Raw genomic sequence first — 16221 nt, 5'->3', positions numbered from 1 at the left:
CATGGTGACTCCCGCTACGGTTCGAGATGCTCAGCTGACGCGGTTGGTGGCCCTGTCTCCGCCGGCTGATGCTCGCCTGGTGGGCTTGGTGCGTCGGGTGTGTGCGCAGACGATGTCGCTGCCGCCGCTGCCGGTCGAGGTTTCGGTCGACCAACCCGAATCCGAGGCCGAAGCCGTCGTCACCGAGTTCGCCGAGCAATTCAGCGCCGACGTTTCCGCGATCACTGGCGAGCAGCGGTCGCGATTGTTCAAGGCGTTGGGGGACAGCACCTTTGGTGTCGTGGTGGCGATGTACATCGCCGACTTCGTGCCGCGGGTGCGGGCCGGGCTGGAAGCGTTGGGTGTCGGCTCGGGTTATCTCGGCTGGACGGGCGGCCCGATCGAGTGGGATCACGCCACCGACCCGTCGGGTGAGGTGTTCAACGAGTTCCTGCCCGCGGTCGGCCGGATGCGGGCGCTTGACCCGGTGACCTCCGAGTTGGTGCGGCTGCGCGGGGCGGCGCAGCACAACTGCCGGCTGTGCAAATCGGTGCGGGAGAGCAGGGCGCTGGATGCCGGGGGTTCGGAGGCGCTGTACGACGACATCGTGCAGTTCGAGAGCTCGACGCTGATCGATGAGCGCGCAAAAGCAGCGCTGCGCTATGCCGATGGGTTAATTTGGACGCCGGCGCACCTCGACGCCGACGTTGTCGCCGAGGTGCGCGCTCGGTTTTCCCAGGTCGAAGCCGTCGAGCTCACCCTCGACGTCATGCGCAACGCCAGCAATAAAATCGCGGTCTCGCTGGGCGGGGACGCCCCCCGGGTTGAGAGCGGCACCGAGCGTTACCTGCTCGATGTCGACGGTCAGACGGTTTTCAGCTGACGTTGACGCGACGGTGGGTCGCAGAACTGGCTGCCGCGCTGATTGCCTTCGCGTCGGCGGCCAGCGCTGGGTGCCAGTACGGAGGGTTCGTTGCCAGCAAGTGCGACGGACCCGTTCAGGCTGACGGCACCTGGCAACGTTGCGTAGTACTCACCACGTCGCCGACACATATCGACGACTGAGCTGACCACGGCGGCGGCCTACGGCCGCTCGAGATCAGTGCTGCGGCACCTCGATGTCGGAGACCAGTACCCGTACCCCGCCAGTGGCGAGGCGCCCCAGCGCTTCGAAGAACGCGCCTGCTTCCGGTGTCGTCACCGCCACACTGACGTCGTCGTAAGTCGGGTAGTACAGGTCGATCATCCGGTAAGCGGGCGTCGGGCTGCCGTCTTCTTTCGGCCAAACCTTCGACGCCTCAAGCCGCAGATATCCCGGTATCCGCCGAGCGAGCTCCAATTGTTCTGCCTCATAGGCGCTTTCGAAGGCGGCCGGGTCGGTGGGGTTGTCGTAGATGACCGTAAGCTTGGTTTCGGACACTGGATTTCCTCGCATCGTTGTTGGTCGCGGCGTATTGCCGTGACCGCCGTCATGACCCTACCCTCGCGAACTGACTGCGCTTTGGTCGTGTCACTACGCTTATCCCGTTCGGCTTCGGCGGCGGGACTGGGCGACCATGGCATCGCCGGGCGTGGGAGCTGGCGCTAAGGTCGAACCCGTTAACCGCCGGGGGCGGTAGCTCAGTTGGTTAGAGCCGCGGACTCATAATCCGTTGGTCGCGGGTTCGAGCCCCGCCCGCCCCACAAGGTAAAAATGCAGGTGAGAGCTAGTTTCAGGGTTTGCTGGCCATTGATTAAATCCGGCTAAAAGCCCGCTCTGTCAACGCGCTGTCAACATACCAACCGTTGTACCAAGCAAGCGGTGCGGCGCTAGCAAACGCCGAGCTAGAGCCTGATTCGCCAGACGAAACGAGCCAAGTTGAATCCCGGCGGCTAGTTCTGACCACCTACGCAACGCAAGACCGCAACGGGACTGTTGAGCCGCGCTAGCGGCGAAACACCACCGGACCAAACCGAACGGCGGGGACACTCGCAATTGCTTCGTTTCAGCTCCGCGTGGCGCAGCGGGTCAACCCGGACATATAGGTTCAGGCGCACTACTGAAGACCTTCGTGATTGGCCTGCCTAACCAGGTCCAGTCGCCAATACAGGCGCTACGCGATTCTACAGACTCGGTTTTATACAATTTGATCTTTTTGTGGCTATCCAAAACCGTCGTCCAGTCACGGTCGTACGAGATCACATATGCAGCTTGAACATCTGAACCCCTGACTTTCACCGCCTCCGCCGGGAACCAACTTCCAGACGAACCGATCAAGCCTTGAAGTACTAGTCCGAACAAGAAGCCGCGAGCGCTCCAATATATCGGAGCTAATGTCTGCCCATGATTCGCTCCCCATCGAAGCTCTGCCTTCTTTCGCGCGCGGCGACGGCGAAAAAAGAGAAACATTAAAATGGCAATGCTTATGAGAATTTGAAACGTCGGCATGATTAGTACGATGAGCATTGCTGCGTTCCATATCGGTTGATCAAGCCACTCTGGCATGACCTGGTTGCGCACTGCGGCAGGCGTCCGCCGAATCCAGTCCAGCCACACAACATACGTCCAAAAAATTACTAGAGGCGCAAAAGGCACTACCGTCGCGATAACTAATTGCACCACGTTTAAATCGCGTAACAGAAACCGAAAAACTTCAGGATCACCTTCTGACACGGCGAACAACTTGATTCCAGCCAACACGAGCGGTAACAGGCCGAGAATCCAAATTATGTGGTCTCGAGCAAATTCTCGCCAGTTGGGAAATATCCGCTCAACAGGCTTCACTCACTCACCGCCTAATCGCGGGTCCGAGCCAAAACATTACGGTATCCATCGAAATTTCTTCTCATAATAGTCGGACAGAGCGAGGACCCAGGTTACCGCAGCGCTAAATGATATAGCGATAGCGCTACCTACCGCACCAAAAGACTTTCCAATATCTGCCACAAAAATTTTCGATGACAGAAAGTACACCGCTATCACCAGGGCAAAAATAAAGGGAATGGACAGCATGCGGAGAAATCGAACCAGGTCAAACTGATTAACTAAATCGACCGATTTCGATGGACGTGACCAGCCCTCAATCCTTCCAGTCACGTCGACTTTGGATGGACCTTCTGAGTCCAGAAGTATCTGTACCACAAACCCATCTCCTGCATTGATGGTTCTACAGAAAATTTCAACTTGCCCTTTTTCATCCACGATTAGGTGACGAACTATGCCACGCGGTTTTTCGACATCAAGTTGGGCGTCTGCCAACTTAGCGTCCTTGAAGTTGATTGAATAGTGTTGTAAAAACTCGACCTCTTTAATTACCTGGTTGCCGGTATTCCTGAATGCTGCGCGCAACAAGCGCGGGTGTTGAAGTTCCTCATCCTGGTACAACACCTTCAAATCGCTTGGACGAGTCCTGAGGATTGGCACATCAGAGATGATTTGGTAGTCGAATGTTTTCGATTGCTTATCGCGGTGCCGTTGAATCGCTCCGATTACGAACAGAACGACTGCGACCACAACGCCGGGGAGCCAACTGTTGTGCTCTAGAAAGCTGTTGGCGACTACCACCAGTCAAAGGTAGACAGGCCCGCAACCGCCCTGGTGATGACACGCCGGTTCAACTTACCCGGAAGGTCCTCCAAACAGCCAACGTCTAGGCTTAGCTCCATGGGTGCTGATGCGTGGGCGGCCTGGGGCATATGGGTTACTGCTGGGATTGCGGCCGTCGCCGCGTACCTCGCGCTGCGCCAGCTTCGCGAAATGCGGCTTACGCGCGAAAGAGTTGCGCAGCCGAACGTCGTCGTCTATGCCGATTTGAACCACCAAGACTGGCACTACCTTGACTTCGTAGTCAAGAACTTCGGCGAGACTCCTGCCTATGGGATCAGATTAACCCTACCGCCGTTAGATGTGGTGCCTTGGGACAATCTTGCTACCGGCGACAGAGTTACCTCGCTTTACCTACCAGAGAGCATCGTTGTTCTAGCACCCGGCCAAGAGTGGAGAACGATGTGGGAGTCGGGTATTGCACTCGATGAATACGAGAAGGAACGAAAACTCGCTCAGCAAGCTCCACAGTTGAATCGCCCTGTTCTTCCCGAACTACGTTCAGTATTCGTCGGCCGTGTCGAATACCAAGACAAAGACGATAGGCCACACCGCAACCCGGTCTACCTAGATACCAAGACTTTTCAAAACGTTACGCGTATCAAGGCCAGAGAAGAGGGTTAGCAACTGAGGGGAACGCGCAGAGCCGGCCGCGCCTGGGAACCCCAACCGCATTGGTGGATCGCGGACCAAAACCAAGCGCGGTGGTCGATGGATCGTTGACACCCCTAAATCGGCCAAATCGATTCGAACCGTGCCGCTAGATGGCTGGCTGGCCGATGACTTGCGCGACTACCTGGCCGAAACGCACCCGAACGCTGCGGACCTATATGCGCCGCTGTTTCCCGCCCGGTATTCAATGAAGGCCGCGCTAGATGCTGGCCTGGATACCCGCGATAGCGCCAGCCGGTACAACTACGCCGAACCAATCGATTGCTCCAACGTCTACAAGCGCTACCTTGCGCCTGCGTTGAAAGCACACAAGTTGCCCGCTGCGCGATGGCATGACCTGCGGCACAGCTTCGCGGTAATGAGCTTGTCTAGCGGTGAGCACTACATGCAGGTATCGAAATGGTTGGGGCACAGCACTTTTACCCTGACTTTGGACGTGTACGGCGATTACATTTCTAGCGCCGAAGGCGGTAAAGCTGCGCCGTTGGCCCGTCCTGTTGTCAAAGTCGCTGAAAACAACGTTGTGTCAATTGAAGCCAAGCGGTCGGGTTGACGGCTTTTCGGTAGGCGTGCTGGCGGCTGCGGGCCAGTTTTCTTCGTCGACTAGCTCCACGGCAGCTTTGAGTTCGGATAACGCCGTGACCGCTATGCTGGCTTCCTTCGGGTAATCGAGATTCGCCTGCCAAGGAAATCCTATAGCACCGCTGCCTGCACCGAGAAAGTATTTATCGAAACTTTCTTTACTCAGGTACGAGCATTCGCTTGCCCGCCTATAGCACGCAGACATATTCGAATAGGAGCTTGTAGCGCCCTCATCATGGATCGCGGAAAACCTGCTAACCGGATTTTCGATTGCGGAGAGACGATTACGTATGTCTGCATGGACTACGTAATCAAACCACGGCAGACTTCGTTCTAGCCGCTGCAACCGGACGTATTGGTCTAGCGTGCTCCAATTGGCGAGAATCGCAGACCAACGGAGTTGTATTTGTTTATGCGTTCCGACGCTTTGGGTGACGGTATTCAAAGCGTCTACCCAATTCGGCAATTGTTGACGTAAGTGAGCTTGTAGTTCATCAAAATCGTGGTCTGTATGAGGACTGATCCGGTACCTTTCAAATTCCTGGATAACTACGCGATATCCGTCATACACGCTTGCTGCATCGAAACGAAGGCCATAGAACCGCGACTCGGAACATAGGTCGTTGATCTCGTCGCGGAGCTGGGTCCACGCGAAGGTTGTTAAACGGTTGGCTCTATCAAGCGCTGTTCGCTCTTCGCGTTCGATGGTGAAGCTTGCCAATAAGACTAGGGCAACCGGCGCGCCGATAAGAAAACCTGTCAGGCCCGCAGCAATATTGGGTATGTATGAAAGGCTATGCCACCATTCTGATTTACTCAGATCCTCTTTGATCAATGCGTAGAGCAGAATCCAACCGGACAGAAACATACAAGTTAGCGTCCACTTGCTCACCGGGCCAAAGCTCTTAAAGGTTTTGACCGGACCAAATGATAGAAGTCTGCTACTGATTGCGCGGTCCTCGCCATCTGACACGCGCAGATACTAGCTACCCACCCCCCGCCCTGGTGGATGGCGCGCGGGTTCAACCTTGGGTTTTGAATCAGCAAACTTGTTCAGCTCGGACCGCCCGTCAACATGTCGTCAACATGGCGTGTTGACCCAGCTAACGCCGCTCCCACCTGCAAGTTTGCTGACTAACAGCTTGATTGATTGCTTGCAATCGTTGAAAGAGATTGAATAACAAGGGGTTTAACTGTCCAGAATGAATCCGTGGAAGATTCACTGATGCTTGCTGGTCCGACGCTAGCAACGCCGGATACGGACTCATAATCCGTTGGTCGCGGGTTCGAGCCCCGCCCGCCCCACCGTAAAAGTGTATGACCTCGGCTGTTGCTTGACATGTTGCCTTCGGGTGGTGCCTCACGGTGTTTCGGCTGATGGTTGACAGTTATTTCGGCTGATCCTTGACACTCCCTAGATGAGCGAGGTGAGCATGGCCGAGCAGAGGTATGCGGCTTGTTGGCGGTGATTGCCGATGGGTTGTCGGTGTCGCAGGCTCCCGAGAAGTTTGGGGTATTGCGGCAGACGTTGCACAGCTGGTTCGCCCGGAACGAGGCCGGCGGCCTTGAGGGCCTGATGGATCGGTCGCATCGGCCGGTGTCGTGTCCGCATCGTGCTTGCGTGGCCGCGGCACGGGTACCCGTCCGAGCACGATGACAGAGATGTCCTACAGACGCACGGATGACATCGACCCTTGTGTGCGCGTTTACGGGACGCGGGTCCACAACCTACGAGGTGTGGATGTCGTGGCGCCGCGTGATGCGCTGGTCGCGTTCACGGGGATCTCCGGATCCGGCAAATCGTCGTTGGCCTTCGGGACCATCTATGCCGAGGCCCAGCGCCGCTACTTTGAATCGGTCGCTCCGTACGCCCGCCGCTTGCTGTTGCCAACCGGCGCACCGAAGGTAGATGACATCACCGGGCTACCGCCCGCGGTCGCATTGCAGCAGCGCCGGGGTTCGGCGACGTCGCGGTCGACGGTCGGCACCGTCACCACTCTGTCTAATTTGCTGAGGATGCTGTTCTCCCGCGCCGGGACCTACCCGCCGGGAGCCACGGAACGACTGGACTCCGATGCGTTCTCCCCGAACACCGCGGTTGGGGCGTGCCCCGAATGCCACGGGCTGGGACGAATCCATCGGGTAACCGAAGAGACACTGGTACCAGACCCGTTGCTGACCATCCGCGAAGGCGCGGTTGCCGCATGGCCGGGTGCGTGGCAGGGCCAAAACCTACGTGACATCCTCGTCACGCTGGGGTACGACATCGACAAGCCATGGCGCAAACTTCCTAAGCGTCAACGCAATTGGATTCTGTTCACCGACGAGCAACCAACAGTCGAAATCGACCCGAGCCAGCACCCCGTGCAGGCCGATTATTACTACAACGGCACATTCTCCAGCGCCGAACGCCACGTCCGCCACACGTTGGCCAACTCCCATAGCGCGACGATGCGGCGCCGCGTACTGCAATTCGTCGACAGCGTCGAGTGCCCATTATGCGGCGGCTCCGGGCTGCGTGCGGAGGCGTTGAAGGTGACATTCGCCGGGCGGACCATCGCCGACTACGCTGCGATGCCGTTGGCCGACCTGGCTGATACGTTGCGGCCGACGGCTTCTCGGACCGATACCGCCGCCGCGTACGAGTCAACGAATTCCGGTGAGCTGACCGAAGTGGCGACCATGATCGCCGCCGATCTCGTCGCGCGCCTGCAGATACTCATCGATCTCGGCCTCGGTTATCTCTCGCTATGTCGCCGCACTCCGACGGTGTCGCCCGGCGAACTGCAGCGGTTGCGGCTGGCCACTCAACTGCGCGCCGGCTTATTCGGCGTGCTGTATGTGCTCGACGAGCCGTCGGCGGGACTGCATCCCGCGGACGCCGAACCGCTACTCGACGTGCTTGACCGCCTGCGGCGCGCCGGCAACTCGATATTCGTGGTCGAGCACGACATGGACGTCGTTCGCCGTGCCGATTGGATCGTCGACGTTGGACCTGGGGCAGGGGAGCTGGGCGGGAACGTGCTCTACAGCGGGCCGGTGCCGGGTCTCGCCGACATCGAGGGCTCGGTCACTCGTAGGTACCTTTTCGAGGAGGCCACGCCGCCGTGTCGTGAACCCCGCAGGCAGTCCGGGCGGCTGCGGCTGCGCGGGATCTGCTTCCACAACTTGAGAAACCTCGACGTGGACCTGCCACTTGGTGTGTACACCGCCGTCACCGGCGTGTCCGGTTCAGGCAAGTCGACGCTCGTCGTCAAGGTCCTCGGTGATGTCGTGAACGGCCATCTCGGGACGGGACGCCCGGCCGAGCCGGCCGAATCCGACGACGAAGCCGACACAAGCGTCGTCGATCTCGATCACGACGCGAGCGTCGGTGTGACGGCAGCGGGGATCGAGGAGATCAACCGACTGGTATCAGTCGACCAGCGCCCGATCGGACGCACGCCGCGCTCGACGCTGGCGACCTACACCGGCTTGTTCGACGCCGTGCGCCGCGAATTCGCTGCGACCCCGCAGGCGCGCCGCCGCGGTTGGACAGCGGGCAGGTTTTCCTTCAACGTGGCCGAAGGTCGCTGCCCCACCTGTCAGGGGGAGGGGTTTGTGTCGGTCGAATTGTTGTTCCTGCCAGGCACTTACGCGACCTGCCCGGCATGCAAAGGAGCGCGTTACTCCGACGAGACGCTGGAAGTGCGCTATCGGGACCGTACGGTCGCCGACGTCCTCGCGATGACCGTCGATGAGGCCTCGGAGTTTCTTGCCGACGTCGCCAACGCAGCGCGGAGCCTGACCACGCTGCGAGAGGTCGGACTGGGATATCTGCGTCTCGGACAGCCCGCGACCGAGCTGTCAGGTGGCGAGGCGCAGCGGATCAAGCTCGCCTCCGAACTGCAGAGACCCCGGCGAGGGCACACCCTCTACGTCCTCGACGAGCCGACCACCGGGCTTCACCCCGCCGATGTGGATCTGCTCGATCGTCAACTGCACCGCCTGGTCGACGCGGGCAATACCGTGGTGGTGGCCGAACACGATATGCGGATGGTCGCGGGTGCGGACTGGGTGATTGACCTGGGACCGGGAGCCGGTAGCGACGGTGGTCGCGTCGTTGCGGCGGGCCCGCCCAAGAAGGTGGCACGGGCGAAACACAGCCGCACGGCGCCGTATCTGGCAAAGCGATTGGCGCCATCTGCTCTTCGATGAAAAAAAGTTGTGGTTCTTGATGAACCACTCGAGGCGCTCCTCGTCGGACATGTCGGCGAGCTGCGCTATCCCCTTAGTGCCCACGCGGTGTGTCGGGAGCAGCAGTATCAAAATTGACGTCTGCGCCGTCACTCTTGGCGCCTCAGGCGGTCGCGCACCGCTTAATGGCCAGTGGATACTGTCGTTGCGCCGCACCTGTGTTTCACAAGTTGTCCTTGGCGAAGCAGCGGAGGCCCAGGAGAGTGTCTGACTTTGCGGACGGCTCGCTCGGGATGTGAAGCCGGACTATCCCGTTGTAGGTTAGAGTGCCTAAGCTTACTTCTAAGCTAATTAGTTGAGTAGCCTTCGCCCCTGGTTAGGAAAGCGCCCATGACGACCACCAAGCCATGGAGAGAGTCGCTAGCTCCTAGTGTGCCCCCAAGCACCGAGGAAAAACTCGGCCCACAGCGCACCCAGAAGAAGGGCGTGTTCAGCCGGTTCTGGCTGGTGCTTACGATCGTCGCTGTCGTCGCGCTGTCCGGGTTCGTCGTGCACCGGCTGCATGACATCTTCGGCGTCCACAGCGGTTCGTTCGGTGGTGGCACGTCGGGCGAGGTCCTCGACCAGTTCAACGCCAAGACCATCACGCTCGAGGTCTGGGGCTCTCCGGGCAGTACGGCGACCATCAACTACCTCGACGAGAACTCCCATCCGCAGCAGGCCCTCAACGTCCCCTTGCCCTGGAGCACAGTATTGAAGTCAACGAAGCCAGGCATCCCGGCAAACCTGGTAGCGCAAGGAGACGGGAGTTGGATCGCCTGCCACTTCGTCGTGGACAACCATGACGGGCGCGGTGCGGTGATCAAGGGTGCTAATCAATCGCCCGCCAACGAAAACGTCAATGCCATGGTCTACTGCCTGGACAAGTCCGCATGAGCGAGGCCACCGAGGCTGTGCCGCGCGTTGATCAGCCGCTGATCCCGCCGTTCCTGCCGCGGATGATCCATCGGCTTGCGTTGCCGATCGTTCTGGTGTGGTTGGGCCTGGTCTTCGTCACCAACACCATCTCTCCGCAGCTGGAGGTCGTCTCCAAGAGGCAGTCGGTGTCGCAGAGTCCCACGGACGCGGTGTCGTTCCAGTCGATGATGCGCGTCGGATCGACGTTCAAAGAGTTCAGTACCGATAGTTCGGCGATGATCTTGCTGGAGGGCGACAAGCCGCTGGGGGCGGAGGCGCACCGCTACTACGACGAGATCGTCAAGCGACTCGAGCAGGACAAGAAACACGTTCAGCACATCCAGGATTTCTGGAGTGATCCGCTGACCGCCGCGGGTTCCCAGAGCCACGACCAGAAGGCCGCGTACGTCCAGGTCTACCTCGCCGGCAACATGGGCAGCGCCATGTCCGGCGAATCCACGGATGCCGTCCGCAAAATCGTCAACTCGGTGCCCGCGCCGCCCGGAATCAAGGCCTACGTCACCGGGGCGGGTCCGCTGTTTGCCGATCAGTCGCACGCGGGTGAGAAGGGCGTTGCGAAGGTCACCATGGTCACCTTCCTCGTGATTATCGTGATGCTGCTGTACGTCTATCGGTCGGTGGTCACCATGCTGATCATGCTGGTCATGGTCTTCATCGAATTGGCCGCGGCCCGCGGTGTCGTCGCGACGCTGGGCAACTACGGCATCATGGGGCTTTCGACGTTCGCCAATAACATGCTCGTGCTGATGGCGATCGCGGCCGGAACGGACTACGCGATCTTTGTGGTCGGCCGCTACCACGAGGCCCGCGGCCTCGGTGAAGACCGCGTGAAAGCCTTCTACACGATGTTCCACAGCACGGCGCACGTCGTGCTGGGGTCGGGGCTGACCATCGCCGGCGCGATGTACTGCCTGAGCTTCTGCCGGTTGCCGTATTTTTCGTCACTCGGCATACCCTGCGCCGTCGGCATGCTGGTCGCGGTCCTCGCGGCCTTGACTCTGGCACCGGCGATTCTGACCGTGGCAACTTTCTTTAAGCTGCTGGACCCGAAGCGAAAGCTGCAGACCCAGGGCTGGCGACGCATCGGCACGGCCATCGTCCGCTGGCCCGCACCGGTTCTCGCGGTGACCATCGCCGCCGCATTGGTCGGCCTGCTCGCTCTGCCCGGCTACAAGACGGACTATGACACCCGCCACTTCCTGCCGGCAGATACTCCGGCCAATGTCGGTTATGCGGCTGCTGACCGGCACTTCAACCAGGCTCGGCTGAACCCCGAATTGTTGATGATCGAGACCGATCACGATCTGCGTAACCCGGCTGACTTCATCGTCCTGGACAAGGTCGCCAAAGCGATCTTCCACATCCCCGGTATCGGCCGGGTCCAGACCATCACCCGGCCGTTGGGCACGCCGCTCGACCACAGCACCCTCGGTTTTCAGATGGGTGCACAAGCCGCGGGGCGGCTCCAGACCCAGCACTATCAGGAAGAGCAGGCGAGAAACCTGCTGAACCAGGCGGACGAGCTTAAGAAAACGATGGCAACGCTGCATGAGCAGATGCAGGTCACCCAGGATCTGAGCAACACCACCCACGAAACCACCAAGCTCACCAAGCAAACCGTGGAAATCACCGAGAAGTTGCGAGACGACATCGCGAACTTCGACGACTTCCTCCGGCCGATCCGTAGCTACTTCTATTGGGAGAAGCACTGTTACGACATCCCGGCCTGCTGGGCAATCCGGTCGGTCTTCAACGCGCTCGACGGCATCGACCAGGTGGCTGAGAACATCGTGAACCTCAGCGCGAATCTCGACAAGCTGGATCAGATCCAGCCGAAGCTGGTGGCGCTGATACCGCCGCAGATCGAGAGCCAGCAGCACAACCTCGACACCATCATGTCGAATTATGCGATCACAAAGGGTCTCAACGACCAGGCGAAAGCGCAGGCCGACAATGCCACCGCGCAGGGCGACGCCTTCGACAAATCCAAGAATGACGACACGTTCTACCTTCCGCCAGAGGCGTTCCAGAGCCCGGATTTCGCGCGGGGTCTCAAACAGTTCATCTCGCCGGACGGGCACGCTGTCCGGTTGATCATCTCGCACGAAGGCGACCCGGCGACTCCTGAAGGCGTCAGCCACATCGAGCCGATCAAGCAGGCCGTGCACGAGGCGATCAAGGGCACGCCCTGGGAGGGCGCTAACGTCTACCTCGGCGGTACCGCCGCGACGTACAAGGACATGCACGACGGCTCCGACATCGACCTGTTGATCGCCGGAATTGCCGCGGCCACACTGATTTTCGTCATCATGTTGGTGATCACCCGAAGTGTGGTTGCGGCCTGCGTGATCGTCGGCACGGTGTTGCTGTCGCTGGGCGCCTCGTTCGGACTGTCCGTGCTCCTGTGGCAGTACATCCTGGGGATCAAGTTGCACTGGATGGTGCTGGCGATGGCGGTCATCCTGCTGCTGGCGGTCGGCTCCGACTACAACCTGCTGCTGATATCGAGGTTCAAGGAGGAAATTTACGCCGGGCTCAAGACGGGGACGATCCGCGCGATGGCCGGTTCGGGCTCGGTGGTGACCGCCGCCGGTCTGGTGTTCGCCGCCACCATGGCCACGTTCGCCTTCAGTCCGCTGCGGGTGATGGCTCAGGTGGGTACGACGATCGCGCTGGGTCTGTTGTTCGACACCTTGATCGTGCGGTCGTTCATGACACCGTCGCTGGCCACCTTGCTCGGGCGCTGGTTCTGGTGGCCGCAGCACGTGCGTCCACGGCCGGCCAGCACCATGCTGCGACCGTACGGACCGCGTCCCGCCGTGCGCGCGCTGATCCTCAACGACGTCGACGAAAACCCACCGGGCGGACTGGTCAAAAAGCGCTAAAGCTCTATGGCGAAAACCTCGGTGCGAACGGTTCCATTGAGATCTGTGCACGTCGATTGACCTTGCGTCGCAACCGATGTGGCCGCCACCGCCACCGGCGCAGACGTCGATGTGGTCTGGTGGGCGATAGGTGACCTACCGCACCCTGCCGCCTCTCCGACAATGACATAGTCCCCGACGATCGCCGAACAGCCGATTCGTGTCAGCGCGACGCCGGCCGGTGATGACCGCGTTTCTATCCGCGGCCACGAATCCACTTTCGAAATGTGCGGCAGTTGCTGGCAACGCCTCCTTCTCAGGCTGTGCGCGGCCAGAACCGGTACGCCACCAGCAGCGGCACGATCACCCAGGGGAGGTTGAGCGGCAGGTAGGTCGCCAGGTGTGAGGGACTGTCAGGTCCGAGGAATGTCTGCATGAAGTAGAAGTACATGTTCACCACCGCGCTGACGGCGTAGGCCATGGCCAGTGCGGGCAGCCACGGCCACGATTTCAGCTTCCAGATGCCGACGGTGAGCACGACGAGCAGCGGAAGTTGCACGAAACCGTCGTACAAAAGCGAGGCCCGCAAGGCGGGCGGCATGACGAGATGCTGCGGTTCTTGCTCGACACCCCAGGTGTGCAAGGCCCGCAAGGGTGGCCACGGGCTGTCAGTGGCCACAGGAATTCCGAGGGCTTCCGGCAGACTCAACACGAGCGCGTTGATGACGCCGAGCACGAAGGCCGGGAGCAGGACGTAGTCGAGCCGACGCCGGACAAGGGTGCGGGAGCTCATGGGGCAGCCGTCATCGCAGGATCGGCGGAATTGCCTCGGCCAGCCCGCATGTCGGCCGCGCGGGGGAGGCAGCAATGTCGCTCGTCGAGCGCGCGTGCGCAAAAGTTGGCCAGGAGATCGCGCTGCATCTGCTCATCTTGCATCACGGTCCTTGGGTTCGAACTCAACAGCGCCGGTAACGATGGCTCGACACACACGAGAATCATCGAGATCTGTTCGGTTAGCCCGTCTCACTCCGACCGCGCCATGTTGCGCTTCTTCTGCAGCGATGCATCCCCGGGTGACCAGCGACGGCACATCGATAGGACGTCATCGACGATGGCGCCAAGGAAGGTGTCATCGACCGATTCACCCGTCACGATCACCCGATAGTGAAGCGGGCCGATGAGCCATTCTGCCAGCGAGGCCACATCGGTTTCGGCCGATAGCTCACCGCGGGCAATCGCACGAATAAACGGCTTCTGGTCCCGGACCTGCTGATCATGCAGGTAGCGGGCCCGAAATGTTTGGGCGAGCTCCGCATCGTGTTGCGCTTGCCCCACGAGTGCGCGATACACAGCGCCCGCATCGTCTGAGATGAGAAATCGGGCCGTGTCGTGCAGATGTGCGCGCAGATCGGACTCGAGGCTGCCCGTATCGGGCGGTTCCAGATCGGCGGCGGCATCTTCGAGGAACGCGTCCATCAGGACTTCCGTCTTAGAGTTCCACCAGCGGTAAACGGTCTGTTTTGCCACCCCCGCCGCCCTGGCGATCCCTTCGACGGTGACGCCCGCGAAGCCCTTCTCGACGAGCAGGTCGTCGGCGGCGCGCAAAATGGCCTCGCGTGCGGCCTCGCTGCGCCCATGTCGGTTGCCGCGATGCGGTTGCGTATCTGCCACAGCTCGATCCAACACCATTTCACTCTAGACTAGACGCAACGTTACGTCTATTCTGGTGCCATGACCGCAACTTTGAATCAACCGGAATACGCTTCGATCATCGATCGGCTGTTCGCCGATGCGCAGCTGGACGCCGAACGGCGACAGGGGATTTCGCCGCGCGACTACGCCGTCGAACAACGCTCCGACGCATTCCAGCACGTCTACCTCTCGGTAGCCCCGGACACCGGCCGGCTGCTGTACAGCCTCGTCCGTGCGGTCAAACCGACGACGATCGTGGAATATGGCATGTCGTATGGAATCTCGACGCTGCACCTAGCCGCCGCGGTCCGCGACAACGGCATAGGTCACATCATCACCACCGAGATGAGCTCCCACAAGCTGGCGGCAGCCCGCGCGACGTTCTCCGACGCGGGAGTCAGTGATCTGATCACCATCCTCGAAGGCGACGCCCGCACGACCCTCGAAACAGTCAGTGGGCCAGTGCAATTCGTGCTGCTCGACGGCTGGCCGGACCTCGATCTGCCGGTTATCAAGATCCTCGAACCCGTGCTAACGTCCGGCGCGCTCATCGTCGGCGACAACGTCAACCTCGACCCGAACCACGACTACCTCAACTACGTCCGCGCCCCGGAGAACGGCTACGTCAGTACCCCGCTGCCCCTCGATAAGGGCTTGGAGCTGGCCGTCCGCGTGTAATCGCCACCCCGAGGCCGGTGACCGGGCCCCGCACTTGCGAGCGTGGACGGTACCCTAGCGCGGCATGGTCGACTACGTCATCGTCACGGTCAAACCCGGCAGTCGTAAGGGGCCCCTCGTCGAGATCGGCCCCAACGGTGAGCTGACCATCTACGTCAGTGAACGAGCGATTGACGGCAAGGCTAACGACGCGGTCACCAGGCTACTGGCAGCCCACCTTCAGTTGCCAAGGAGCCGAATCGAATTGGCATCCGGAGCGAGGTCGCGACTCAAGCGTTTCCGTGTGGACCGTTGAGGTACGAGACGAACGGCCCTATGGACCAGCCGAAACAGATCCGTCAACCATCAACCGAGTCTGAACAGCCCCACAGGGTGATTTTGTGCAGGTACAGACCAAACCGTTGAATCTTATCGGACGGAACGAGGGCGCCTATTCGCAGCCGATCCCATTGCCGTCTCGATCAAGGCCGTAGATGTCCTTGCCGATGACTCTTACAGGACCCTTGACGTAGGCCGGACCATTACCGCTACCGCCCGCACAGTCGACGTCACTAGCAATCGGCACGCAGGCACCCGAGTAATTGGGGTCGCACGACTGGCCTGGTGCTTGCGGAATGGGCGCCGCCGGGCCCATGAATCGTAGAAACGCCGCATCGCCCGTGTCCGCGTTCGCCGCAGGAGCGAACGTCAGTCCCATTGCGAATCCGATTGTCAGCGCCGCCAATCTGCCCATGGTGGCGAACTGTATCTGAGCTATTGCGGTCTGCTGGCCACTTTCGGCGATAGCCGCGTAGACAGCCGGTATTGAATCACTCGTCGCGGAGAAACTTTTTCAGGCGCTAGCAACATGTGACGGCTGTTGTATTGACCCGTCCTAAGCAATTGTCACTGCAGGTCAGACGTCTCCAGCCACCAAGGCCGACTACATCAGGGAGGACGACACCGCTTTGCTCGTCCGGTGGCAAGGCATCCCGATCAACACGCCGGCCTAGCCAGCCTTGAGAGCAATAACGCGGC

General features: G+C 60.3%; 14 protein-coding genes, 2 tRNA genes and 2 pseudogenes. 12 read left to right on the top strand and 6 right to left on the bottom strand.

Annotated features, from left to right (window positions below; translation table 11 throughout):
• Position 1: 1 nt before the first annotated feature.
• Both OK015_RS20395 and OK015_RS29295 read left to right on the top strand, forming a co-directional pair.
• Positions 2 to 862, top strand: coding sequence for a carboxymuconolactone decarboxylase family protein (locus tag OK015_RS20395; protein ID WP_268125781.1), 861 nt, complete (start codon positions 2 to 4; stop codon positions 860 to 862).
• Positions 859 to 1017, top strand: a pseudogene (locus OK015_RS29295) (CDGP domain-containing protein); the annotation flags it as partial. The gene OK015_RS20395 and the pseudogene OK015_RS29295, both read left to right, overlap by 4 nt.
• Positions 1018 to 1078: 61 nt before the next feature.
• Here the strand turns inward: OK015_RS29295 and OK015_RS20390 are convergent.
• Positions 1079 to 1399, bottom strand: coding sequence for an EthD family reductase (locus tag OK015_RS20390; RefSeq protein ID WP_163793953.1), 321 nt, complete (start codon positions 1397 to 1399; stop codon positions 1079 to 1081).
• A gap of 189 nt (positions 1400 to 1588) precedes the next feature.
• Here OK015_RS20390 and OK015_RS20385 point away from each other — a divergent pair.
• Positions 1589 to 1662: transfer RNA gene (locus OK015_RS20385), tRNA-Ile, on the top strand.
• Between the two features lie 325 nt (positions 1663 to 1987).
• On the opposite strand, the gene OK015_RS20380 is transcribed toward OK015_RS20385, so the two are convergent.
• On the bottom strand, positions 1988 to 2743 hold the full coding sequence (locus OK015_RS20380; protein ID WP_268125780.1) for a hypothetical protein: 756 nt from the start codon (positions 2741 to 2743) through the stop codon (positions 1988 to 1990).
• A gap of 36 nt (positions 2744 to 2779) precedes the next feature.
• The gene (locus OK015_RS20375; RefSeq protein ID WP_268125779.1) at positions 2780 to 3523 is read right to left on the bottom strand and encodes a hypothetical protein; all 744 of its coding nucleotides are present in this window, start codon (positions 3521 to 3523) and stop codon (positions 2780 to 2782) included.
• A 99-nt stretch (positions 3524 to 3622) separates the two neighbouring features.
• Between OK015_RS20375 and OK015_RS20370 the strand changes: the two genes are divergently transcribed.
• Entirely contained in the window at positions 3623 to 4186 is a 564-nt protein-coding gene (locus tag OK015_RS20370; protein ID WP_268125778.1) for a hypothetical protein, read from the top strand.
• 130 nt (positions 4187 to 4316) lie between these two features.
• Positions 4317 to 4787: a hypothetical protein gene (locus OK015_RS20365; RefSeq protein WP_268125777.1), complete on the top strand. Its 471-nt coding sequence runs from the start codon at positions 4317 to 4319 to the stop codon at positions 4785 to 4787.
• Here OK015_RS20365 and OK015_RS20360 read toward each other — a convergent pair.
• Positions 4761 to 5789, bottom strand: coding sequence for a hypothetical protein (locus OK015_RS20360; RefSeq protein WP_268125776.1), 1029 nt, complete (start codon positions 5787 to 5789; stop codon positions 4761 to 4763). The two genes, OK015_RS20365 and OK015_RS20360, sit on opposite strands and share 27 nt — an antisense overlap.
• A gap of 261 nt (positions 5790 to 6050) precedes the next feature.
• On the opposite strand from OK015_RS20360, the gene OK015_RS20355 reads away from it, so the two are divergent.
• From OK015_RS20355 to OK015_RS20335, 5 genes and pseudogenes are all read left to right on the top strand, one after another.
• Positions 6051 to 6121 (top strand) — tRNA-Ile (locus OK015_RS20355).
• A 113-nt stretch (positions 6122 to 6234) separates the two neighbouring features.
• Positions 6235 to 6464, top strand: a pseudogene (locus OK015_RS20350) (leucine zipper domain-containing protein); the annotation flags it as partial.
• A gap of 5 nt (positions 6465 to 6469) precedes the next feature.
• Positions 6470 to 9013, top strand: coding sequence for an excinuclease ABC subunit UvrA (locus OK015_RS20345; protein ID WP_268125775.1), 2544 nt, complete (start codon positions 6470 to 6472; stop codon positions 9011 to 9013).
• A 369-nt stretch (positions 9014 to 9382) separates the two neighbouring features.
• Positions 9383 to 9928, top strand: a complete 546-nt coding sequence (locus OK015_RS20340; protein ID WP_442791137.1) for an MmpS family transport accessory protein — start codon at positions 9383 to 9385, stop codon at positions 9926 to 9928.
• Positions 9925 to 12855, top strand: coding sequence for an MMPL/RND family transporter (locus OK015_RS20335; RefSeq protein WP_268125773.1), 2931 nt, complete (start codon positions 9925 to 9927; stop codon positions 12853 to 12855). The genes OK015_RS20340 and OK015_RS20335 overlap by 4 nt, the downstream gene beginning before the upstream one ends.
• Positions 12856 to 13150: 295 nt before the next feature.
• On the opposite strand, the gene OK015_RS20330 is transcribed toward OK015_RS20335, so the two are convergent.
• Entirely contained in the window at positions 13151 to 13627 is a 477-nt protein-coding gene (locus tag OK015_RS20330; RefSeq protein WP_268125772.1) for an EXPERA domain-containing protein, read from the bottom strand.
• Between the two features lie 230 nt (positions 13628 to 13857).
• Positions 13858 to 14505: a TetR/AcrR family transcriptional regulator gene (locus tag OK015_RS20325; protein WP_268125771.1), complete on the bottom strand. Its 648-nt coding sequence runs from the start codon at positions 14503 to 14505 to the stop codon at positions 13858 to 13860.
• A 60-nt stretch (positions 14506 to 14565) separates the two neighbouring features.
• Between OK015_RS20325 and OK015_RS20320 the strand changes: the two genes are divergently transcribed.
• Positions 14566 to 15204, top strand: coding sequence for an O-methyltransferase (locus OK015_RS20320; RefSeq protein WP_268125770.1), 639 nt, complete (start codon positions 14566 to 14568; stop codon positions 15202 to 15204).
• A gap of 64 nt (positions 15205 to 15268) precedes the next feature.
• Positions 15269 to 15499: a DUF167 domain-containing protein gene (locus tag OK015_RS20315; protein WP_268125769.1), complete on the top strand. Its 231-nt coding sequence runs from the start codon at positions 15269 to 15271 to the stop codon at positions 15497 to 15499.
• Positions 15500 to 16221 lie beyond the last annotated feature (722 nt).

Source organism: Mycobacterium sp. Aquia_216, from assembly GCF_026723865.1.
Taxonomy (GTDB): Bacteria; Actinomycetota; Actinomycetes; order Mycobacteriales; family Mycobacteriaceae; genus Mycobacterium.
Note: the sequence above shows the minus strand (reverse complement) of the source record. Positions and strands in the feature narration are given on the sequence as shown.